The 21,177-nt window shown below is 70.8% G+C and carries 19 protein-coding genes; 11 read left to right on the top strand and 8 right to left on the bottom strand.

Annotated elements, in window-relative coordinates:
• Positions 1-127 precede the first annotated feature (127 nt).
• The 3 genes from PYR72_RS20950 to PYR72_RS20940 all read right to left on the bottom strand — a co-directional run bounded on the left by PYR72_RS20950 (position 128) and on the right by PYR72_RS20940 (position 3,764).
• On the bottom strand, positions 128-1,363 hold the full coding sequence (locus PYR72_RS20950) for a DUF5667 domain-containing protein (RefSeq protein ID WP_275456734.1): 1,236 nt from the start codon (positions 1,361-1,363) through the stop codon (positions 128-130).
• 302 nt (positions 1,364-1,665) lie between these two features.
• Complete coding sequence (locus PYR72_RS20945) at positions 1,666-2,442, bottom strand: ECF subfamily RNA polymerase sigma factor, BldN family (RefSeq protein WP_013001616.1); 777 nt, start codon at positions 2,440-2,442, stop codon at positions 1,666-1,668.
• Positions 2,443-2,828: 386 nt separating this feature from the next.
• Positions 2,829-3,764, bottom strand: a complete 936-nt coding sequence (locus PYR72_RS20940; RefSeq protein WP_275456733.1) for an HAD-IB family hydrolase — start codon at positions 3,762-3,764, stop codon at positions 2,829-2,831.
• A gap of 197 nt (positions 3,765-3,961) precedes the next feature.
• On the opposite strand from PYR72_RS20940, the gene PYR72_RS20935 reads away from it, so the two are divergent.
• The 6 genes from PYR72_RS20935 to PYR72_RS20910 all read left to right on the top strand — a co-directional run bounded on the left by PYR72_RS20935 (position 3,962) and on the right by PYR72_RS20910 (position 10,163).
• Complete coding sequence (locus PYR72_RS20935) at positions 3,962-4,249, top strand: glutaredoxin family protein (RefSeq protein WP_275456732.1); 288 nt, start codon at positions 3,962-3,964, stop codon at positions 4,247-4,249.
• 317 nt (positions 4,250-4,566) lie between these two features.
• Complete coding sequence (locus PYR72_RS20930) at positions 4,567-5,322, top strand: redox-sensing transcriptional repressor Rex (RefSeq protein WP_275456731.1); 756 nt, start codon at positions 4,567-4,569, stop codon at positions 5,320-5,322.
• Entirely contained in the window at positions 5,319-7,082 is a 1,764-nt protein-coding gene (locus PYR72_RS20925) for a glutamyl-tRNA reductase (protein WP_275456730.1), read from the top strand. Before PYR72_RS20930 ends, PYR72_RS20925 begins: the two co-directional genes overlap by 4 nt.
• A complete protein-coding gene (gene hemC / locus PYR72_RS20920; protein ID WP_275456729.1) occupies positions 7,079-8,047 on the top strand; it encodes a hydroxymethylbilane synthase in 969 nt (322 codons plus the stop codon). The genes PYR72_RS20925 and hemC overlap by 4 nt, the downstream gene beginning before the upstream one ends.
• A complete protein-coding gene (locus tag PYR72_RS20915) occupies positions 8,044-9,795 on the top strand; it encodes a uroporphyrinogen-III synthase (protein ID WP_275456728.1) in 1,752 nt (583 codons plus the stop codon). The genes hemC and PYR72_RS20915 overlap by 4 nt, the downstream gene beginning before the upstream one ends.
• 194 nt (positions 9,796-9,989) lie before the next feature.
• A complete protein-coding gene (locus PYR72_RS20910) occupies positions 9,990-10,163 on the top strand; it encodes a hypothetical protein (protein WP_275456727.1) in 174 nt (57 codons plus the stop codon).
• Between the two features lie 57 nt (positions 10,164-10,220).
• Here the strand turns inward: PYR72_RS20910 and PYR72_RS20905 are convergent, their stop codons facing one another.
• On the bottom strand, positions 10,221-10,427 hold the full coding sequence (locus PYR72_RS20905; RefSeq protein WP_275456726.1) for a DUF397 domain-containing protein: 207 nt from the start codon (positions 10,425-10,427) through the stop codon (positions 10,221-10,223).
• On the bottom strand, positions 10,424-11,248 hold the full coding sequence (locus tag PYR72_RS20900; RefSeq protein ID WP_275456725.1) for a helix-turn-helix transcriptional regulator: 825 nt from the start codon (positions 11,246-11,248) through the stop codon (positions 10,424-10,426). Before PYR72_RS20900 ends, PYR72_RS20905 begins: the two co-directional genes overlap by 4 nt.
• A gap of 164 nt (positions 11,249-11,412) precedes the next feature.
• On the opposite strand from PYR72_RS20900, the gene PYR72_RS20895 reads away from it, so the two are divergent.
• Positions 11,413-11,937, top strand: coding sequence for an ATP-binding protein (locus tag PYR72_RS20895; protein WP_275456724.1), 525 nt, complete (start codon positions 11,413-11,415; stop codon positions 11,935-11,937).
• 4 nt (positions 11,938-11,941) lie between these two features.
• On the opposite strand, the gene PYR72_RS20890 is transcribed toward PYR72_RS20895, so the two are convergent.
• Positions 11,942-12,805, bottom strand: coding sequence for an immunity 49 family protein (locus PYR72_RS20890; RefSeq protein ID WP_275456723.1), 864 nt, complete (start codon positions 12,803-12,805; stop codon positions 11,942-11,944).
• Positions 12,805-15,354 (bottom strand): hypothetical protein, encoded by a 2,550-nt coding sequence (locus PYR72_RS20885; protein ID WP_275456722.1) that lies wholly within the window; start codon positions 15,352-15,354, stop codon positions 12,805-12,807. Before PYR72_RS20885 ends, PYR72_RS20890 begins: the two co-directional genes overlap by 1 nt.
• Before the next feature lie 418 nt (positions 15,355-15,772).
• Here PYR72_RS20885 and PYR72_RS20880 point away from each other — a divergent pair, with 418 nt between their 5' ends.
• From PYR72_RS20880 to hemB, 3 genes are all read left to right on the top strand, one after another.
• Positions 15,773-16,966, top strand: a complete 1,194-nt coding sequence (locus tag PYR72_RS20880; protein WP_275456721.1) for a helix-turn-helix domain-containing protein — start codon at positions 15,773-15,775, stop codon at positions 16,964-16,966.
• On the top strand, positions 16,963-17,313 hold the full coding sequence (locus tag PYR72_RS20875) for a hypothetical protein (RefSeq protein ID WP_275456720.1): 351 nt from the start codon (positions 16,963-16,965) through the stop codon (positions 17,311-17,313). Before PYR72_RS20880 ends, PYR72_RS20875 begins: the two co-directional genes overlap by 4 nt.
• A 66-nt stretch (positions 17,314-17,379) precedes the next feature.
• The gene (hemB, locus tag PYR72_RS20870; RefSeq protein ID WP_037722997.1) at positions 17,380-18,372 is read left to right on the top strand and encodes a porphobilinogen synthase; all 993 of its coding nucleotides are present in this window, start codon (positions 17,380-17,382) and stop codon (positions 18,370-18,372) included.
• Between the two features lie 66 nt (positions 18,373-18,438).
• Here hemB and PYR72_RS20865 read toward each other — a convergent pair whose 3' ends face one another.
• Entirely contained in the window at positions 18,439-19,320 is an 882-nt protein-coding gene (locus PYR72_RS20865; protein WP_275456719.1) for a DUF4232 domain-containing protein, read from the bottom strand.
• Positions 19,321-19,548: 228 nt separating this feature from the next.
• On the opposite strand from PYR72_RS20865, the gene PYR72_RS20860 reads away from it, so the two are divergent.
• On the top strand, positions 19,549-21,069 hold the full coding sequence (locus PYR72_RS20860) for a helix-turn-helix transcriptional regulator (protein WP_275456718.1): 1,521 nt from the start codon (positions 19,549-19,551) through the stop codon (positions 21,067-21,069).
• Positions 21,070-21,177: the final 108 nt, after the last annotated feature.

Raw genomic sequence — 21,177 nt, 5'->3', positions numbered from 1 at the left:
GGGTTCGGGGTGCCTGTGCCGTTGCTGCTGGCGCAGCGGCGGTCGTTCTAGCGGTCGCTTCACACGCACGTCGTACGACGGTGGGGGCGCTCTTCTTCGAGAAGGGCGCCCCCACCGTCGTCTGGGGTCAGTCGTTGTTCTGGCCGTCGATGCCCAGGCCCGGGAGGAGGCCCGGGAGGAGGGGCGGGAGGGTGACGTCGGGCTGTTCGGCCGAGGTGGACCTGCCGGTCGACGGGGAGGTGGGGGCGGTGTCCTCCTGGGGCGGGTCGAGCAGGCCGCCGGTGGTGCCGCCGACGAGGCCCTCGCCGCCGCCTGCCGAGGCGGACGGCTTGGGCTTCCCGGTGGTGTCCTCGCTGCCGCCGCCGGTCGAGCCCTCGGTGGCGCTCGGGGCCGGGCGGCCGGGGTCGGTGGTGCCGGGGGTGCCGGAGCCCGCGGAGCGCTGCCTGCCGTCGCCGCCCGGGGCGGGCGGTGGGGGCAGCAGCGACGAGTGCGGGGCGACCTCGTCGTCTATGGCGTCGAAGACCGACGAGACCTGCCGGCTCACGTCTCCGAGCTGCACCGGCAGCCGGTCGCGCAGCACGCCCCAGGCTTCGCGGTGGGACCGGGAGAACGCCGAGAGGGCCCGGATGGGGCCGAGGGACTCCGGGTCCCGCTCGTACGCCTCGTGGAGCAGGCGGTGGCCCTCGGAGGCGTCGTGCCGCATCCCGGTGAGGGCGCGGCGGATCTCGCCGAGGGACTCGTGGTCGAGGTGGCCGCCCCGGCCGCGCTCCATGAGGCGGCGGGCCTCGCCGAGCCGGGTCGACGCCTGGTCCAGATAGAGCCGGCCCCGGTCGTCGGTGTCGTCGGCCAGGGTGAGTTTCACGTCCTCGATGCCGCGCTTGAGGCCGTAGAGCGAGTCACCGGGCAGGGCGTCCGAACTGGCGGCGGCCACACCGCCGAAGGCACTCGCGGCCACCCCGACGCTGAGCCCGCCGGCGGCGAGACCCTTCGTCAGACGGGACCGTGGTCGCAGTCTGCCCAGCGGACTCGCCCGGTGCGCGCCCCGCGCCTTGCCCGATCGCTGTTCGGGCACCGAAGGGTCCGACGCCTCGCGCCCCGGCAGCGTGCCGTCCCGCAGCATGGCTTCCATCGCGGCCACCAACTGGGCGCGATGGACGACCTTGACCTCGGGGTCGAGCACCGGCTTGGGCAGCTCGTCCAGACCGGTGGTGAGGGCCAGCATGTGGTCCTGCTCGGTCTGTCGCGCCGCCGGGGCCGGTTCCGATCCCTCGGGCCGCTCGGCCGCCGTGCCCTGGTCGGACAGCTCCTCCAGGGCCTGGGCGAAGGCGTTCGCCCGCCGGTGCGCCGATACGTTCGCGATCACTGGCGGCACCTCCTCTCGTCATGACGGTCGACTCCCCAGGGGGTCCTGAGGGTTGCGCGTCCGCGGCCGGTCCACACGATCGAGTGATCGGTGTCGGCCAGGCGCGACCACAGGGAGCCTGTATCCCGCACAACGAGCGGTGTGGCACTTGGGTTACGGACGGCGGGTGATTGGGCGAGGAAGTCAACCGACGTAGACGGAGGGTCGGTTGACGATCGCGGAGCGTGGCCGGCCGCCGCCCTCGGCGCGGTGTCGCTCGGGGCCGGTGATCCCGGTCGGCGGGGTCGGCGGGGGCGGCGGGGTCAGCGGGCGTCGTCCGGGAGGAGGCGGGCGAGGGTGCGGACCGCCCGGTACTGGAGGGTCTTGATCGCGCCCTCGTTCTTGCCCATGACGCGGGCGGTCTCGGCGACGGAGAGGCCCTGCAGGAAGCGGAGCGTGACGCACTCCTGCTGCTGGGGGTTGAGGCGGCGTACGGCTTCGAGGAGGGCCGCGTTGGAGAGGGACTCCAGGACGGAGTCCTCGGGGGAGCGCTCGACCTCGTTGGCGTCGAGCATCTCGCCGGTGGTGACCTCCAGCCGGAAGCGGCTGGACTTGAAGTGGTCGGCCACCAGGTTGCGGGCGATCGTGACCAGCCAGGCGCCGAAGTCGCGGCCCTGCCAGGTGAACGTGCCGATGCGCCGCAGGGCACGCAGGAACGTCTCGCTGGTGAGGTCCTCGGCCGTCGCCTTGCCGCCCACGCGGTAGTAGATGTAGCGGTAGACCGTGTCGCTGTACTGGTCGTACAGGCGGCCGAAGGCGTCGGCCTCGCCGGACTGGGCGCGTTCGACGAGGTCCATCATGCGGGCGCTGTCGCTGTCCGCGGCGGGACGGCGGGTGGTCGTGGCGGTGGATCCCGAACGACCTCGTCTGCCGACCGTCGCGCTGCCGTCGGCCAGTGCGTAGCACGGGCCGACGGGCGCGGCGGAGGTGGCGAGGGCGGGGACGGCGTACGCGGTGGGGACGAAGCCGCGCAACAGTTGGTTGACCGTCGCGCGCAGCGTAGCCAGGCCCGAGGCGTCAACCCCGACATGTGGGTACACGGGACTCCCAGAGGCAGAGCTTCCATCACGTGCAGTGCGGAACCTTTCACCCGTCGTAGCGACGGAGGGGTACCGGTTTGCGTTTGAGGAGAATAACGCTTCGTGCAGGCACTGCTACACCCAGTTGCTCAAATCATCGATTACGTCGCTTCTGTTACTGATTGACGGCTGCTCAAGTACGCGTCCGTGATCGGTTGTTGATCGATCGGGTTCGTGTTCCGTCTGGCTGTGGGGCGTGTTGTGGTCGGGTGCGGACGGCGTGACTGAGGGGGGCCGCGTGGGGGTAGGACCGCTGGAATGCGGGGTCGCGGGGCCGGACGCGCGAACGCCGGAGGGGCCGGTTTCCCGGCCCCTCCGGCGTTCGAAGAACGACAAGCAGTTCAGTTTCAGCGGCGTCGGCGGTGCAGGGCGATCGCGGCCGCCGTGCCGCCGGCCACCGCGCCCACGCCCGCCGCCGCGGGGAGGCCGACCTTGGCGGCCTTGCGGGCGGTGCGGTAGTCCCGCAGGCGCCAGTCCATGTCCCGGGCGTGCTTGCGGAGTTTGCTGTCGGGGTTGATGGCGTACGGGTGACCCACGAGCGACAGCATCGGGATGTCGTTGTGGGAGTCGCTGTACGCGGCGCAGCGGGAGAGGTCGAGACTCTCCGCGACGGCCAGGGCGCGCACGGCCTCGGCCTTGGCGGGACCGTGCAGCGGTTCGCCGACCAGCTTGCCGGTGTAGACGCCGTCGACGGACTCGGCGACCGTGCCCAGGGCGCCGGTCAGGCCGAGGCGGCGGGCGATCACCTGGGCGATCTCCACCGGCGCGGCCGTGACGAGCCAGACCTTCTGGCCGGCGTCGAGGTGGGCCTGGGCCAGGGCGCGGGTGCCCGGCCAGATGCGCTCGGCCATGTACTCGTCGTAGATCTCCTCGCCGATGATCGTCAGTTCGGCGACGCGGTGGCCCTGGACGATGGAGAGCGCGGAGTTCTGGGCGTCCTGCATGTGCTCGGGGTCCTCGGATCCCGCCAGCCTGAACCACGCCTGCTGCCAGGCGAATCGGGCGAGGTCGCGGGTCTCGAAGAACTTCCGCTTGTACAGGCCGCGGCCGAAGTGGAAGAGCGAGGCGCCCTGCATGACGGTGTTGTCGAGATCGAAGAACGCGGCGGCCCTGTCGTCGCCGAGGACCGGGAATTCCGGTTCCTTGACGGCGTCGGGTGCGGGGGAGATGTCCTCCAACTCCTGGGAGGACTTGCGCGCTGCCTCCGCAGAGGCCTCGCCTGCCAAAACGCTCCGCGCCGTGGCGGAGCGCCTACGGGGAGTGAGCCATCCGAGAGCGGCCATGTCGTGAGCATAGCCAGTCTGTTCGGTGGTTCCGGAGCCTGGAGGTTCGCGTGCTGTGAACTCTCCGCGACCGTGTCGTTAAAGAAGTGCTGCGATCGGCGTGTCCCGGTGCGCAACGGGCCGCGGCCGGTGGGGAAAAGAGCAGGTCGTGTGCGGTGTGGTGAGGGAGGGGCGCGGGCATCGGGCGCGGAGCGACAATGGCCGTCATGAGTGCCATGTTCCGGCGGACGCCGAAGAATTCCGGTGAGCGTCTCGTCACACTGATCGGGAAATCCGGGTGTCATCTCTGCGACGACGCCGAGGCGGTGATCGGGAAGGTCTGCGGTGAGCTGGGCGTTCCCTGGGAGAAGAAGAGCATCGAGGAGGATGCGGAACTGCACCGGGAGTACTGGGAGCAGATTCCGGTCGTGCTGGTGGACGGTGCCCAGCACACCTTCTGGAGGGTCGATGAGGAGCGCCTTCGCAAAGCCCTCGCACCAAGGTGACGATGATGTGACCTGACCGACCAGTCCAAGTGGTCCCAATAGTCGCTTAGGATCGATGGGCTGGTTGGTCTCGGGGGCGGGATTCGTGAGGAGAGTGTGCGGTTTTGCCCCTGTCGTGCAAGGCGTCCGGTGAGGAACGACGGTGCGTGTGCGCCGGTTCCGTACGCGTGCGTCGGGTGTGCGTGACCCCGGTCACGTTGGCCGGGCAAATCGGACACCATCTTTGTGCACGCGTTCACAAAGACATAGCCTGCTGTCGACGGGGCGGTCTGGGGACGCATGACCGCCCGCAGCCCCGCTCTACCCGCAGGAGCACCGTGGCAACTGGCCGAACTCACCGACCGGCGACCCGTAGCCGAGGGATTCCCGAGGCCACCGTCGCCAGGCTTCCGCTGTACCTCCGTGCTCTGACCGCGCTCTCCGAGCGTTCGGTACCCACCGTTTCATCCGAGGAACTCGCGGCCGCGGCGGGGGTCAACTCCGCGAAGCTGCGCAAGGACTTCTCGTACCTCGGTTCCTACGGGACCAGGGGTGTGGGGTACGACGTCGAGTATCTCGTCTACCAGATCTCGCGTGAGCTGGGGCTGACCCAGGACTGGCCGGTCGTGATCGTCGGTATCGGTAATCTCGGCGCCGCGCTGGCCAATTACGGCGGGTTCGCCTCGCGTGGGTTCCGGGTGGCCGCGTTGATCGACGCCGACCCGGCGATGGCGGGCAAGCCCGTCGCGGGGATCGCGGTGCAGCACACGGACGAGCTGGAAAAGATCATCGACGACAACGGTGTGTCGATCGGTGTGATCGCCACGCCCGCGGGCGCCGCCCAGCAGGTGTGCGACCGGCTGGTCGCCGCCGGGATCACCTCGATCCTGAACTTCGCGCCCACCGTCCTGTCCGTGCCGGACGGCGTGGACGTGCGCAAGGTGGACCTCTCCATCGAGCTGCAGATCCTGGCGTTCCACGAGCAGCGCAAGGCCGGCGAGGAGGCCGCGGCCGAGGCCGCCGCCGTGGCACCGGCCCCCCAGGATTCCGGGAAAGGGCCCGACGGGGATGTCCCCGCCGTGATGCCGGCATGAGTCTCCTGGTCGTCGGACTGAGTCACCGCAGCGCTCCGGTGAGCGTGCTGGAGCGGGCTGCGCTGTCCCTGGACGCGCAGATCAAGTTGCTTCAGGACACGGTCGCCGCGGAGCCGGCCGCCGAGGCCGCTCTGCTCGCCACGTGCAACCGCATCGAGCTGTACGCGGACGTGGACAAGTTCCACGCGGGCGTCGCCGAGCTGTCCACGCTGCTCGCCCGGCACAGCGGCGTCGGGCTCGACGAGATCACGCCGTACCTGTACGTGCACTACGAGGACCGGGCCGTCCACCATCTGTTCTCCGTGGCCTGCGGCCTCGACTCGATGGTCGTCGGCGAGGGGCAGATCCTCGGGCAGATCAAGGACGCGCTGGCCCGCGCCCAGGAGCTGCACACCGCCGGGCGGCTGCTCAACGACCTGTTCCAGCAGAGCCTCCGGGTCGGCAAGCGGGCGCACTCCGAGACCGGGATCGACCGGGCCGGGCAGTCGCTGGTGACCTTCGGTCTGGAGCAGTTCACCGCGGGCGCGGACGTCGCGGGCTGGGCCCGGGGCAAGCGGGCCGTCGTGATCGGCGCGGGCTCCATGTCCTCGCTGGCCGCCGCGACCCTCGCGCGCGCGGGCGTGGGCGAGATCGTGATCGCCAACCGGACGCACGACCGGGCCGAGCGGCTCGCCCAGATCCTCACCGAGCAGGGCGAAACGGACGTGCTGGCCCGCGCGGTACCGATGGAGTCGGTGCCGGGCGAGCTGACACGTGCTGACATCGCGGTCTCCTGTACGGGGGCCACGGGCCTGGTCCTGACCGCCGGCATGGTCGCGGCGGCCGTCGAGGGCCGGGTGCCCGAGGGCGCCCTCTCGGGACCGGCGGCCCGCCCGGAGATCCGTACCGACATACGGGCCGTCCTGCCGCCGACCTCCGTCGGCAGTGACGAGGACTGCCCGCTCGACCTGCCGGCCGTCCAGGGCGGCGGCTTCTCCGTGCACGGGGAGGACGCGGTCGCCGGAATGGACGCGGCCACCCTGGAGCAGCACGCGGCCTGGGTGGACAACGCGACCGTGGACCGGCGCGCGAGCCGCCGCACGCCGGAGCGCGAGGCCCCGCGTACGCCCGCCGCCGACGCCGAGCTGATCACCGCGCTCGTCGCGGCCGTCGCCGTCAGCGGACGGATCACCGAGCTGCGCCGTCCCGAGGCGGTCGTCGAGGTGCCCCGGCCCGCGCCCGTGCTGGCGCTGCTGGACCTGGCGATGCCCCGCGACATCGACGCGGCCGCGCACCGGCTCGCCGGGGTACGGCTGGTCGACATCGAGTCGCTCGCCGAGGTCTCCGCCGACGCGCCGATGGCCGCCGACGTCGACCTGGTGCGGAGGATCGTTTCGGACGAGGTGGCCGCCTTCGGCGCCGCTCAGCGTGCCGCGCACATCACACCCACCGTCGTGGCCCTGCGCGCCATGGCCGCCGATGTCGTCGCGACCGAGATCGCCCGCCTGGAGGGCCGGCTGCCCGGCCTCGACGACAAGCACCGGGGCGAGATCACCCAGACCGTGCGGCGCGTGGTGGACAAGCTGCTGCACGCGCCGACCGTACGGGTCAAGCAGCTCGCGGCCGAACCCGGCGGCGCCGGGTACGCGGACGCGCTGCGGACCCTCTTCGACCTGGACCAGGAGACGGTCGCCGCCGTGTCCCGGGCCGAGGACAGCGACCAGCGCACAGCCGGCGGCCAGTTCGTCGGAGCGAACGCCGAGAACCGAGGGCGATCATGAGTGAGCCGCACAACAGGGCCCTGAGGCTCGGGACCAGGCGAAGCACCCTCGCCATGTCCCAGTCCGGGCAGGTGGCGGACGCGGTCCGCCGGCTGACCGGGCGGCCCGTCGAACTCGTGGAGATCACGACGTACGGCGACGTCTCCCGCGAGCAGCTCGCGCAGATCGGAGGCACGGGCGTGTTCGTCGCCGCGCTGCGCGAGGCGCTGCTGCGCGGCGAGGTCGACTTCGCCGTGCACTCCCTCAAGGACCTGCCGACCACCTACCCGGACGAGCTGACGCTGGCCGCCGTGCCGGTGCGCGCGGACGCGCGGGACGTCCTGGTCGCCCGGGACGGACTGACGTTCGAGCAGCTCCCCGCGGGCGCCCGGGTCGGTACCGGTTCGCCGCGCCGGATGGCCCAGCTGAACGCCTATGCGCGCGGTCACGGGCTCACGATCGAGACGGTGCCGATCCGCGGGAACGTCGACACGCGCATCGGGTACGTCCGCAAGGGCGAGCTGGACGCCGTCGTCCTGGCCGCCGCCGGACTGAGCCGGATCGGACGGATCGACGAGGTGACCGACTTCCTCTCGGTCGACACTGTTTTGCCCGCCCCCGGCCAGGGGGCACTGGCGATCGAATGCGCCGCAGCCGATGCGGAGCTGATCGCCGCGCTCGCCGGACTCGACGACCCGGGAACCCGGGCCGCCGTGACCGCCGAGCGGTCCCTGCTCGCCGCCCTGGAGGCCGGTTGCAGCGCACCTGTGGGTGCGTTCGCCGACCTTCTGGCCGACGGGCAGACTGTCAAGGAGATGCGCCTGCGCGGCGTCGTCGGCACCACCGACGGCTCGACGCTGGTGCAGCTGTCCACCACCGGTCCCGTGCCCGAGACGTACGACCAAGCAATGGCGCTCGGCCGTGAACTCGCCGCCGAGATGCTCGCTAAGGGCGCGGCCGGTCTGATGGGGGAGCGAGCACATTGAGCCCCACCACCCTTCCCGCCGGTCCGGACCACGGTCACGTCACCTTCCTCGGTGCCGGACCCGGGGATCCGGGACTGCTGACACTGCGCGCCGTCGAGGCCCTGGCGAACGCGGACGTTCTCATCGCCGAGCACGATGTGCTCGACGTGGTGCGTACGCACGCCCGCGCCGGCGTCGCCCTACTGGACACCGACTCGAGCCCGCCGTCGGCTCTGGCTGCGGCGTCCTCGGCCTCTTCCGCGGCTACTTCAGCGGATACGTATGCGGGCACAGGCACGCCTCAGCTGACGGTTGTTGACGGCGCGTCAACAACCGTTGGTACACCCGCTGTGCGGGATGCGGCACATCTTGTCATGGAGGCCGCGAGGGGCGGCAGGCGGGTCGTGCGTGCGGTGTCCGGGGACCCCGGACTCGACACGTACGCCACCGAGGAGATGCTGGCGTGCGCCGCCGCCGGTGTGCCGTTCGAGGTGGTGCCCGGTGTGGCCGCCGCCGTGGGCGTGCCCGCGTACGCCGGTGTGCCGCTGCGGGACGCGCAGGGCGCGGACGTGCGGTTCGTCGACGCGCGCACGGCCTCCGACCGGTGCTGGGCGGAGGTCGGGGCGTCGGACGGGACCGTGGTCGTCTCGGCGACGCTGGAGACCGTGGCCGCGGCCGCCGGTGAGCTGGTCGCGGCGGGCCGCAAGCCCGATACGCCGATGACCGTGACGGTCGCCGGTACGACGACCCGGCAGCGCACCTGGACCGCGACGCTCGGCACGATCGCGCAGACGCTGAAGCAGGCCAAGGTGCTGCCCTCGCCGGAGGGCGGCCGGCCGGTGATAGTGGTGGTCGGCGAGCGCTCCTCGGCGGCCCAGCGCGACCAGCTGTCGTGGTTCGAGAACAAGCCGCTCTTCGGGTGGCGGGTCCTCGTGCCGCGCACGAAGGAGCAGGCCGCCTCGCTCTCCGACCAGCTGCGCTCGTACGGGGCCGTGCCGCACGAGGTGCCGACGATCGCGGTCGAGCCGCCGCGCACGCCGCAGCAGATGGAGCGGGCCGTGAAGGGGCTCGTGACGGGGCGCTACGAGTGGATCGCCTTCACCTCGGTGAACGCGGTCAAGGCGGTGCGGGAGAAGTTCGAGGAGTACGGGCTCGACGCGCGCGCCTTCGCCGGGATCAAGGTCGCGGCGGTGGGCGAGCAGACGGCCAACGCGCTCGTCGCGTTCGGTGTGAAGCCGGACCTGGTGCCGAGCGGTGAGCAGTCGGCCGCCGGGCTGCTGGAGGACTGGCCGCCGTACGACCCGGTCTTCGACCCGATCGACCGGGTGTTCCTGCCGCGGGCCGACATCGCCACGGAGACGCTGGTCGCCGGGCTGATCGAGCTGGGCTGGGAGGTCGACGACGTCACCGCGTACCGGACCGTGCGGGCCTCGCCGCCGCCGGCGGAGACCCGCGAGGCGATCAAGGGCGGCGGTTTCGACGCCGTGCTGTTCACCTCGTCGTCCACGGTGCGGAACCTGGTCGGCATCGCCGGCAAGCCGCACAACGTGACGGTGATCGCCTGTATCGGCCCCGCCACGGCCAAGACGGCCGAGGAGCACGGGCTGCGGGTGGACGTGATGGCTCCCGAGCCGTCCGTCCACAAGCTGGCGGAGGCGCTGGCGGACTTCGGCGTACGCCGGCGGGCCGCGGCGGTCGAGGCGGGCGACCCCGTGACCCGGCCGAGCGAGCGGCGGCCGGGGGCGCGGCGGCGTAGGTCCACGACCTGAGCGGATGTTCGTCGGAGCGGTGGCCCCTTGGGGCTGCCGCTCCCCGCTTGCCTGCGTGTGCACCCGTGCATCTCACACGCCCTGGATTCCTTCGCGTAAATCCCTTGCGCTTCATGCTTGTTCATGTGAGCCCGTAACGCTTTGCTCATGGCTGGCTGGTCTCCCGCGACAAGGCCAACCTCGACATCACCTGGATGCGCGACCGCAGCCTCGACGACGCCGACAACCTGCCCGCGCCGGAGGTGCTGGCCGCCGAGGTCGTCGAGGATCTTCAGGCCGCGCTGGAGGAGTTCGGGGCGATCGCGGAGACGTTGCAGCAGGCGAGGGGTGGGAGCGAGACCGTGGAAGCAGCTCCGGTCTCAGACTGACGGTGGGTGCGGCCCCGTATCCGTGAAGTCGGGTGCGGGGCCGCGCGTCTCGCTCGGTCAACTCCCAGATGCGTAAGGCAGGAACGTTGCCCAAGTAACGGAGGCGAGGGAGAGTCGGGGGCCGTGAGGGATCTTGGAGTCGCGGATGAGGATGCGGTCGGGTATGACTGCCACTTCGACACAGGACGGGCCGTCGTCCGAGCTGTAACTGCTCTTGATCCACTCCAGTCCGATTTCGGATCCGGCGAAGGGCTTGAGGGTCATGACTCTCCCAGCACTTTTTCGATGAAGGCCAGCGACTCCCGTGGCGTGAGAGCCTGCGCTCGGATTGTTCCGTAGCGCATGTCGAGGACCGTGGTCTCCTTGGGGTCAGTGATCACGCGGTTGGTGAGTTGCACTTCATTCAAGCCAACCATCGTTCCGTCCTTGAGTTTGAGTAGCCGGAAGGGGCCACCGAGGCCTGAGTTCTCCCCCAGGCTCAGGGGCAGAACTTGCAGGTCGACGTTCCGATCCTGACTTGTCTCCAACAGTCGTTCGAGCTGCCTGCGCATAACCATCCTGCCCCCGATCAAGCGGCGCAGTGTCGACTCGCACAGCACAAAACTGAAGACTGGCTCACAGAAGAGAACTTCCTGTCGGGCCATCCGTGCGGCCAACCGCTGCTCTAGCTCCTCTTCTGTGAACGGAGGGCGCCGCGAGGTGAACACTGCCTCCGCGTACGCCCTGGTCTGAAGCAACCCGTCCAAGACCGAGTTGTTGTAGCTGCAGATCTCGACCGCCTCGGCCTCCAGCCGCTTCACGTCCCGCACCTTCTTCGGATACCGGACCTCCGCCAAGTCCCTCGTCATCGCCGCGATCCTGCCGCCCGCGTTCAGGACCTCGTCCGCCTGGTCCAGGTACTCCGGCCGGGGAATTCGGCGCCCTCGCTCCACCGAGGAGACCAGCTCCTCGCCGTACCCGATCGCCGCCCCGAACTCCGCTTGGGTGAGTCCGGCCGTCTCCCTCCACAGCTTGAGCTGGCGGGCGACGGTCTTGATCACCGCCCCGGCCTCGTCGTCCGCCAGTCCCGCGTCCCAGTCACCCACGTAGTCCGCCGCCTTCCGCCACGTCGCCACTCGCACAACCCCGTCGGCTTGTGCCGCGTCACCCCGGTGCGGCCCGGACAACGCCCGGTGCGCACCCGGACAGGCGCTCTCCGCACGGGCGCCGTCCCTTCACAAGCTATGCATGCGCAACCACTCTGTGTGACATGAGCGAGCAAATCACCCGAACCAGCAGTTCCGTTACCGCGACCGCCAGGCCCGCCGCCTTTGTTGAACCGCCCCAGCGGTTTTCCGTACCGCTGTCCGCCACCCGGCGTGCAGCCCGCCTGGCCAGGCTGCTGGCCACGGAGCAACTGCGCTCATGGGAGCTGCCGTTGGAGCCCGCGCGGCTGATCGTCGCCGAACTCGCCAGCAACGCTGCCACCCACGCCCGGGTCCCCGGCCGGGGCTTCCGGCTCACCCTCGCTGTCACGTCGTCCACCACGCTCCGCATCGAAGTGACCGACACCCGTGGTGACCGCCTGCCCGTCCGTGCGCCGGTCGTCGGTGGGGGTCCGGCCGAGGGCGGGTACGGGCTGTTGCTGGTCGAGGAGCTGGCGGATCGGTGGGGCGTGGCGGAAGGGCCGGTGCCGTCTAAGACCGTTTGGGCGGAGCTGGATCTCGTGAAGAGGGACTCATCCCTCAGCGTGGACTTGGCCGCCGACAGCGCCTCAGCCGAAACTCGCCTCTAAGGGCTCAGGTCTCGAACTCGCCCACCCAGGACCGCTCCAGCAGGTGCTTGGGCAGGTACTCGGACTCGACCTCGATCGCCATGCCCGCGTCGTGGGCGAGGCAGGTGACGGCGAGCGGGCCGAGAGCGACGGTTCCGCTGATGGAGTCCCGCCGGTCCTCGTCCGCGTTCCAGTACTCCTTGTGCAGGCGGAGCGACTGGAGGAGCACTGTGTTGAACTGCGCCTCGTCCCGCTTGAGGAACTGGAGGAACAGGTCGAGCGGCGGATAGAGGATCTTCAACATCAGCTCCCGGTCGGCGACCCTGAGCCGGTCTGGGTCGGTCCCCTGGAACGCGGCGGTGAACCTCTCGCCCAGACCGGGCCGTTCCGTCCAGTACGTCTGCAACGCGTCGACCCAGTCGTAGATGTACTCGTCGTACACCGCACCCGACGCCCGCAGCAGATCGACCGGCACCTCGCAGAGCTTCGTCATCCGGTCCTGGTCACGGCAGACGACGGCCAGCCAGAACGCGGTGATCCAGTTCCCGGCGTCGGCGAAGTGCTGGGCGCCGATGGCCGGCAGTACGCGCGGCTCGTGGGCGATCCGGCACCGCACGGATTCCTCCGTCGTGACGGCCGCCTCGAACAGGGCCGAGCCGACCTGCGTCGCGACCACCCAGGCCTCCCAGGTCTCGGACCTGTCGGCGGTGGGGTCGTGGAGGCAATGCAGCTCTGCCGCGCTCAAGGCGCTGCTGAACGTCAGGCCGAAGCCCTCGGGATACTCCGATAGGTCCGAGATGTCGTCGAGCAGACGCCGGTCGGCCGCCTTGACGAAGGCGGCCGGATCCCCGGACGCAGGCGTATCGGCGCGTGGCACACGGGTGATCATCACTGGCTCCTGGGCTTGCCGATGTTGAACTGCTCCATCTCGTAGCCAGCATATTTGCCGCCCTGAGTGGCGTCCGCCTTGATCAGAACGTAGTCCACGTTCCCTCTGACGAACGCCTTGCGGAGTTTGCTCGCCAGTTCTGCCTCGGCACTGTCATTGGCCTTGGCGGACCGCTTGTCCATTTCATTCAAGATCGTCTCAAAGTATTCCCGCGTGCCCTGCTCGACGCGATTTCCGAGATGGCTCGTGCGCTCGCCGATCCCTGCCTTCAGCGACCCCTTGGCCTCGACGACGACGTAGCCACCCCCGGGCTTCTCGTAGATCTGGTCGAACCTGTTGTTGCCGAATGCCCCGTCGTCGACCCGCTTCGCCCCCGGATAGCGTTCCGGAATGGCGTGGTGCTCCGCCACCCGCTCACCGAACAGTTCGCTCTGCTTGAGCATGGTGCCGTGCAGAGGCGAGTGCTTGACCTCCGCCGCGTCCATCGCCGCCTCTGCTTCGGCGGTTCGGTGCTTCAGGTACTCCTTCTCGGCAGCAGCCAGCGACTTCTCCGCTGCCTTGTCTGCCACGATGGCGTTCCGGCGCGACGTCGCCCATTCGTCGAGACGTTTCAGCACACCGCTTTCGACGCTCTTCCGGCCCCCCGCCCCGTGCGGATTGGGATCCATGTACCTCGCTTGGATCGCAGGCGGCAGATCGCTCTTGGAAATCCACTTGGTGGGATCCGCAGGATCCCGGACCAGAATGGGCAGACGCTGCCCGAACACCTCCGCAGAGGCTGACCTGCGGAATCCGTTGGACCGGTAGTGGTCCTTGAACCAGCGTGGATCGTTGTTGGCGAGGTCCACATGCCGTTGCATGATGGCGCGCGCGTCCGGCTGATCGGAACGTCCCGAATTCGGCTCGCCCCCGCCACCGGCTCCTTCGTCCGCCCGGCCACCCGCTGCCGCCTCGTCACTGAGTCCATCCGCCTCGTCACCGGACCGTCCCAGATCGTCGAGCCAGCCGGACCCGCCCATGCCACCCGACCGAGGCGGCAGACCGTCACCGCCCCGACCACCGCCGACGGTGACACTGTTCCCTCCACGGGAGGCAACCCCGCCACCGTCCCCGACGCGTGCTCCAACCCCCGCGGTCTCTCGCCCGCTCGTCCCCTGCGACGCCCGCTCCCTCTGCGCCCCGCTCTCCCCGGCCCGCTGCTCCGCCGTCCCCTCGTGGCGGATGTTGTCCAGTGACTCCCGTACCGTCCCGTCGGCGTTGTGCATGACGAGGGTTTGGGTGTCGAGGTAGACGATCTCGCCCTCGGGGGTGGTCATGCGGACGGTGTTGTCGGGGGTGAGGCCGGCGGGGAGGTTGTCCGCCAGGTTGGGTACGTCGGTTATTCGGTAGGTGCCCTCGCCGAGGCGGATGTGGGTGCCGTCGGTGATGCCGCGCAGGCTCGCCATGACGTCGCCGATCTTCACCGCGGTGCCGCCGATTCCCTTGGCGATGTAGGTCATCGGGTCGACGATCCGGCCTGCCTTGCCCGCGAAGGAGATGGCCTTGGCGATGGCTCCCGCTTTGCCGGTCGCGGCGACCGCGCCGCCTGCGCCGCCGGTGAAGATGGTGGTCAGGACGTTGAAGGTGACCGCTCCGGCCGCGCGGGAGGGGTTCTTGCCCCACTCGTCGTACGCGATCAGTGCCTTGCCGGTCTCCACCACCGCTGTGCGGGAGTCCCGCAGCCAGGAGGGGAGCCGGTCGGCCGGGGTCAGCCAGTACGCGGCGCCCAGCGGTGTTCCGGTGATCAGAATGCCGGTGGCCAGTTTGCCCAGGCCCACCCAGGCCTGGCCCGCGGCGTCCCAGCCGTTGAAGCCGACCAGCGTGCCCAGGCCCTTGATCGTGCCCCAGACGCCGTCCACGACGAAGCCGACGGCGAAGTCCCAGGCGTGTTCGTGGATGTAGTACCAGGGGTTGGACTCCTCGACCGGGTCGCCCCACGGCAGGCCGCCCGCCATGTCGAGGTCCTCGGCGCGGTAGCCGTACATGTTCTCTTTGTTCGAACCGTCGTTGACGACGAGCGGTTCCCCGCCGACCAGCGCGACGATCTTGTTGTGGCAGGCCGACTCGGCGGCCTGGAAGGCGGACCAGGCGGCGTTCACCGCGCTGCGGCGGGCCGAGTTCTCCTCGATGAGGTCGCCGTCCGCGACCCAGTCCTCGTCGTCCGCGACCCGCTGTTCGAACGCCGCCGCCTCCGCGCGCAGCGAGTTGAGCCGGTCCACCAGAGGCCGCACCTCGGCCGCGTAGTCCAGCAGCGCCCGGGAGACCGTGTTCAGCTCGTTCTGCAGATCCTGGCCCGTCGCAGCGACCGGAGCGGTCGTCGCGAACAGCTGGTCGGCCTCGGGGGCTTTGTAGAAAGGCTCCAGCAGCTGGAAGTTGGCGTCGATCAGCAGACCCGCCGCACCGACCGCCATCGCGTCGAAGGCGATGTCCCCTGCGTCCGTCTCCAGTTGCTCCAGATTGCCCGTGAACTCCGGTATCTCGGCCGAGACGACAGGCCCGTCCTCGCTCACGTCTACCCCCGTGGACGCCCTCGCAGATACGTTCCCTCAACCGGACGCCCAGGGACACCCAGTCGATCATTTGTACCAAAATTGCGATCGCGATCCCATGCGCTTCTGGCCAAAGCTCATGTCGCAGGGGTTGTGCGGCTTCGCGCCGGAGCCCGGAAACGCGGGACCCGGTGGGGCGTGCGTCGGGGGTGCGGGCGGTAAGGAGTAAGAACTCCTGGGAGAGAAACCCTCCAAACCGATCCAAACCCCGTGTTCGTCACTCGCGGGAGTGAACTGTGCCAAGTCGGCTGGCGCGGTGGTGGGTTGGGCGGGCAGGCTCGGCGGAGACAGGAGACAACCGCAGACATGCGACGGCCCCCGCCGGGACTGGCATCCCAGTGCGAGGGCCTGACCACCGAGGAGAAGTAGGGCTTCCCTCATGGCTGAGACCAAGCCTAGTGGCGCCGTGCGCCCGCAGTCCCGTATCCGGCAAAGTGCCACCCGTTCCGGTGTCTCTTCCGGTGTCACCCACGTCAAGGAGTACCAGCCCGACCGGTACACGATCATCGGCAATCACCTCGCCCAGCATCGTGAGCTGTCGCTGACCGCCATCGGGCTCGGAACCCACATCCTCTCGCTGCCCCAGGGCGCGTCCGCCGACATTCGTACCCTTGCCGAGCGGTTCGCCGAAGGCCGGGACCGGATCGCCTTCGCCCTGCGGGAGTTGGAGGCGCACGGTTACGTCGAGCGCGTGCGGGAGCGGGTCGACGGTGGGCGGGTGGTCACGCGGACTTACGCGTACAACGCTCCGGCGCTCACGCGGGCCCGGGGGGCGACGGGGGAGAGGGAGGCGGCGGCGGTCCCTGTCGCCGCTCCGGTGGACCCCGTGCCCGTAGGGCCGGTCGTCGAGGAGGCAACCGTCGAGGACCTGGCGGCGGACGGGGAGCCTGGTCGGGGAACTGCTCCCAGCGGCCCGGCTCGACCGCCGGCCGACTCCGGCGCCCTTGACTCCGTCGTGGCGCCTACGGCTGAGGACGTCGACGACGAGTCGTCGGAGCGCGGCGAGCACTATGCCAAGGCTGTCGCGCTGCTCGTGGGGCTGCGTCGGACCGATGATCGATTCACGCTCTCGCAGAAGGATGTACGCCGTCTCGCTCCGGCTGTCGTCGCCTGGTTCGACAACGGGGCCAGTGGGGCGGCGGTGCACCACGCCATGACGGCCGATCTTCCCGTGCCTCTCAGGAATCCGGCGCGGTTCCTTGCCTACCGGCTGAGTGAGCTGCTGCCGCCGCCGTTGCCCGTCCTGCCGGAAGTGTCCGAGGGGCAGGCTCCAGAGGGGGAGCCGGAACCGTGGTACCGGATGGTGGACTGCGCGGGCGGCTGCAACCGGGCCTTCCGCAAGCCCGAGGGGACCTGGTGCCGGGATTGCCGCGCCGAACGGGAGCGCCGTATCGCCGTGGGTGCGGGGGCTGGGGATGCCGCAGGGGCCGCGTGGGCCACGGGGTGGCAGGGCCCGGATCTGTCCAGCCTGTCGGACCAGCCCGGCCCGTCCGTACAGCCCGTACAGCCCGTGCCGCCCGAGCCGGACTCGGGGCGGTTCGATCCACCCGGCTTCCCGAGGAGTGCCGCATGACCGATCACACGATTCACGCCGCCTATGTGCAGGTGTACAACACCCTGCGTGAGGCGTCGGCAACCCTGGAGTACCTGAAGCAGGAAGGGGTGGAGGAAGGTGTGGAACCGCACGCCGGGGCCGCCATGTGGGGCGTCCGGTTCGCTGCCGCCGTCCTCTACCCGCTGCTGCCCTGCCAACCGGGGCCGCCCGTCGACTACGACCCGCAGAAGTTGCTGGACTTGGCCGCGCACTGGCGGGACGCCGCGTTCGATCTGGGTGAGTTCGCGCTGCCGGAGCCCGTGCTGAGGGTCGTACGGGAAGACGGGGGCTCCCGCGATGCAGGGCGTGGGGTTCAGGGGGCGTAGGGCGGGTGCGGGGCTGCCGACGGGCCGTCGGCAAAGGGGCGGGCGGCTCGGGCGTAGCGTAGGTGTATGTCGAAGTACGGATCGTTTCCCGGTACGCGGCCCCGCCGGCTGCGTACGACGCCCGTGATGCGGCGCATGGTGGCCGAGACGCGGCTGCATCCCGCGGACTTCATCCTGCCCGCGTTCGTGCGGGAGGGTGTGAGCGCGCCGGTGCCGATCTCGGCGATGCCCGGGGTCGTGCAGCACACGCGGGACAGTCTGCGGAAGGCCGCCGTGGAGGCCGTCGAGGCCGGGGTCTCCGGGATCATGCTGTTCGGGGTGCCGGAGGACGACAAGAAGGACGCGCTCGGCACGCCGGGGACGGATCCCGACGGGATCCTGCAGGTCGCCATCCGCGATGTGCGGGCCGAGGTGGGTGACGAGCTGCTCGTCATGTCCGACCTCTGTCTCGACGAGACCACCGACCACGGGCACTGCGGGGTGCTGGACGCGGAAGGGCGCGTCGACAACGACGCGACCCTGGAGCGGTACGCCGAGATGGCCCAGGTGCAGGCCGACGCCGGTGCGCACGTGGTCGGGCCCAGCGGGATGATGGACGGCCAGATCGGGGTCGTCCGGGACGCGCTCGACCAGATCGGGCGCGAGGACGTCGCCGTGCTCGCCTACACCGCCAAGTACGCCTCGGCCTTCTACGGCCCCTTCCGGGAGGCGGTCGCCTCCTCGCTGAAGGGGGACCGCAAGACCTACCAGCAGGATCCGGCGAACACGCGGGAGTCGCTGCGGGAGCTGGCCCTCGACCTGGAGGAGGGCGCCGACATGGTGATGGTCAAGCCGGCCGGCCCCTACCTCGACATCCTCGCGCGGGTCGCGGACGCCGTGGACGTGCCGGTCGCCGCGTACCAGATCTCCGGTGAGTACTCGATGGTCGAGGCCGCCGCCGAGAAGGGGTGGATCGACCGGGAGCGGGCGATCCTGGAGACGCTGACCGGGATCAAGCGGGCCGGGGCCCGGAACATCCTCACGTACTGGGCCGTCGAGGCGGCCCGGATGCTGCGCTGAGCATCCGGCACCCCCTCGCTTCCCTTCGCCACGCCTCCGGGCCGGCAGGTGCGGTCCGGTCCGCCCTCAGTACTGGAGGGCGTCCGCCGCCGTCGACTGCCAGTAGGTGACGGCGACGGAGTTGTCGACGTGGACGCCCTTGGCCGGGAGGGCGGGGGAGGCGGGGGAACCGGCGTCGCTGCCGGGCTTGCGGCCCTGGAAGCGGACGACGACCTTCTTCTCCGTCGCGCCGGGGCCGCCGCTGCCGTCGCCGGAGGAGAGGAGGACGCCCCCGTAGCCGGACTCGCCGGGGGCCAGCGTCACGACGGCCTGCGGCTGGGACTCCTCCATCACCCGCGGGGCGGACTGGGCCTCGCCGAAGCGCACCGTGGGGTAGTAGTAGAGGTCGCAGTACTTCGAGCCGGTGTTCTTGACGGTGATCAGCAGGTGGTTGATCGGGCGGGTCACCGGCTTCGCGGTCACCGTGGTGTTGGAGCCGTTGCAGGTGACGCGGTTGGCGGGGTCCCAGGGGTCGGTGGAGGTGGCGCTGCCGCCCCCGGTGCCGGTGCCGGTACCCGTGCCCGTGCCCGTGCCCGTGCCCGTGCCCGTGCCCGTGCCCGTGCCCGTGCCCGTGCCCGTGCCCGTGCTCTTGCCCGTGCCCTTGCCCGTCCTGGCGGACGCCTGGTCGGTCGTGGAACCGCCGGTGGAGCCGGCTGCGGAGCCGCCTGTGGTGGCGTCCGAGCCGCCCGTCGTCGTACCGCCCGTGGCCGTCGTACCGCCCGTTGCCGCGTCCGAGCCCCCGGTGGTCCGCGCGGCCGAGGTGTCGCCGTTCACCGGGCCCTCCACCCTCGTCCCCATGCCGTTGTCGCACGCCGTCAGGGCGAGGGCGGCCAGCGCCACGCCGGTCGCCGCGAGCAGACGGGCGGGGCGGGCGGAGCGGGTGGGGCGGGCGGAACGGAACGTGCGCATGACTGATCCCTTTCGGACAAAGCCGGTTGAGCAGGCTGAGAACAGATGGTCGAAGCCGCGCCGCTCGACCGGTCTGCCGGGAGCGGCGTGCTTGGATGACCAACAGCTTGTGGGGTGAGGCGTCCCGGCCGCCACGGTCGGCGGACGATCCGGGACGTTGGAATGCCCGCACCGGCTCTGAACTGGGGGAACGTTCCTTCGTTGGAACGCGGAACGGGACGTGCGGGCATGAGGAAGACGGAGGAGAACGTGTCGGGGAGCGGTACCGCGAACGGTCCGGGGGCCGATTTCGCCGAGCTGCTGCGGGAGTTGAAGGACCGCTCCGGGCTGAGTTACGGAGTGCTCGCCAAGCGGCTCCACATGAGTACGTCGACGCTCCACCGGTACTGCAACGGGGATGCCGTACCGACGGACTACGCCCCCGTCGAGCGGCTGGCCCGTCTCTGCAGGGCGGCCCCGGCCGAGCTGGTCGAGCTGCACCGGGCGTGGGTGCTCGCGGACGCGATGCGGCGGCGCAAGGGGAGCGACTCCGGCGGCGCGGCGACGGCCCCCCACGCGACGGCCCCTGAGGAGAAGGCCCCTGAGGAGACGGCCCCGGCGGCGGAGGCCGAGCGGGCGTCGGCCCCGGAGGAGGGCGCGGGTCCGGAGAGGAGCGCGGTCCCGGAGGCGGACGACGTCCCCGTGGAGACGCTGGTCGGCGGCGGCGGCGGCGACGACGGCGGTGCCGGTTCCGCGAGGGCGGGCGTGCGCCTGCCGGCTCGGCGGCGTACGCGGGTCGCGCTCGTCGCCGGTCTGGCCGCGACCGCCGTGATCGGAGCGGTCACGCTCGCCGTGAGCCTGCCGTCCGACGCGGAGGGGGACGGGGCGGGAGCGCGGTGGGGCGGGGACGTGACCGTCGGCGAGCGGGAGCTCCCGGGGAAGGAGGCAGGCGGCCCGGGCTCGTCGGCGTCGTCCGGAGCCTCGCCCTCCGGCTCCGCGAGCGGGGCGGGTGACAAGGACGCGAAGGGCGCCAAGGGCGCCAAGGGCACGAAGGAGGGGAAGGGCGCCGGCGAAACCGGTGCGTCCTCCGCCGGTGGGGCACCCTCCGGCTCCGGCGCGGCGGGCGCGGACGCCTCCCGGTCGGCGCCGCTGTCCGTGAAGGTGGAGCCGTACACCTGGGAGAGCCCCTGCTCCCAGCGCTATCTGACCGCCCGTCCGCCGGCCGAGGTGGGGCCGCCGCCGCTGGAGCAGGACGCGGGGGCCTGGGTGTCGTCGGCGGGCGCCGTGTCCTCGGGGGAGCAGTTCCTGACCCTGACCCTGCAGGGCTCCGGCAAGGAGACCGTGGTCGTACGGAGTCTCACGGTCCGTACGGTCGACAAGCGCTCGCCCCTGGCCTGGAACGACTACGCGATGGGCTATCCCGGGGTCGGCTGCGGGGCCGGTGTCCCCACCCGGTCCTTCACGATCGCCCTCGACGGGGCGCGCCCCGACGTGAAGCCCAAGTCGGGCACCAAGAACTTCCCGTACTCCGTCAGCGAGTCCGACCCGGAGACCTACTACATCACCGCCGACGCCTCGGCGTACTACGTCAGTTGGTACCTGGAGCTGAAGTGGAGCAGCGGCTCCCGCAGCGGCACGCTGATCGTCGACGACGGCGGCAGGCCGTTCCGTACGAGCGGCAACAACGGGCGCCCGGCGTACGAGTACCCGCTCGGCGGACCGAAGTGGGTCGAGGAGGGGACGACGCTGGGCGAGGACGCGGGGAGCTAGGGTCCCGGCCTCGGCGGTCCCGCGGGGGGACGGGGGGCGGGCTTCCGTATCCGGGCGGCACCAACTCGCCGCGCGGGTTAGGTTGTTGGTCATTCAATGACCCGCCCC

This window comes from Streptomyces sp. VNUA24 (assembly GCF_029167005.1).
In the GTDB taxonomy this organism is placed as follows: Bacteria; Actinomycetota; Actinomycetes; order Streptomycetales; family Streptomycetaceae; genus Streptomyces; species Streptomyces scabiei.
Note: the sequence above shows the minus strand (reverse complement) of the source record. Positions and strands in the feature narration are given on the sequence as shown.

Excerpts from the sequence above, each read along its gene's own strand:
- PYR72_RS20940 (WP_275456733.1), bottom strand. The coding sequence starts at position 3,764 with ATGGCCGCTCTCGGATGGCTCACTCCCCGTAGGCGCTCCGCCACGGCG.
- PYR72_RS20895 (WP_275456724.1), top strand. The coding sequence starts at position 11,413 with ATGAGCGAGCAAATCACCCGAACCAGCAGTTCCGTTACCGCGACCGCC.
- PYR72_RS20860 (WP_275456718.1), top strand. The coding sequence starts at position 19,549 with ATGAGGAAGACGGAGGAGAACGTGTCGGGGAGCGGTACCGCGAACGGT.
- PYR72_RS20865 (WP_275456719.1), bottom strand. The coding sequence starts at position 19,320 with ATGCGCACGTTCCGTTCCGCCCGCCCCACCCGCTCCGCCCGCCCCGCC.
- PYR72_RS20890 (WP_275456723.1), bottom strand. The coding sequence starts at position 12,805 with ATGATCACCCGTGTGCCACGCGCCGATACGCCTGCGTCCGGGGATCCG.
- PYR72_RS20910 (WP_275456727.1), top strand. The coding sequence starts at position 9,990 with ATGCGCGACCGCAGCCTCGACGACGCCGACAACCTGCCCGCGCCGGAG.
- hemC (WP_275456729.1), top strand. The coding sequence starts at position 7,079 with ATGAGTGAGCCGCACAACAGGGCCCTGAGGCTCGGGACCAGGCGAAGC.
- PYR72_RS20880 (WP_275456721.1), top strand. The coding sequence starts at position 15,773 with ATGGCTGAGACCAAGCCTAGTGGCGCCGTGCGCCCGCAGTCCCGTATC.
- hemB (WP_037722997.1), top strand. The coding sequence starts at position 17,380 with ATGTCGAAGTACGGATCGTTTCCCGGTACGCGGCCCCGCCGGCTGCGT.
- PYR72_RS20875 (WP_275456720.1), top strand. The coding sequence starts at position 16,963 with ATGACCGATCACACGATTCACGCCGCCTATGTGCAGGTGTACAACACC.
- PYR72_RS20935 (WP_275456732.1), top strand. The coding sequence starts at position 3,962 with ATGGCCGTCATGAGTGCCATGTTCCGGCGGACGCCGAAGAATTCCGGT.
- PYR72_RS20905 (WP_275456726.1), bottom strand. The coding sequence starts at position 10,427 with ATGACCCTCAAGCCCTTCGCCGGATCCGAAATCGGACTGGAGTGGATC.
- PYR72_RS20925 (WP_275456730.1), top strand. The coding sequence starts at position 5,319 with ATGAGTCTCCTGGTCGTCGGACTGAGTCACCGCAGCGCTCCGGTGAGC.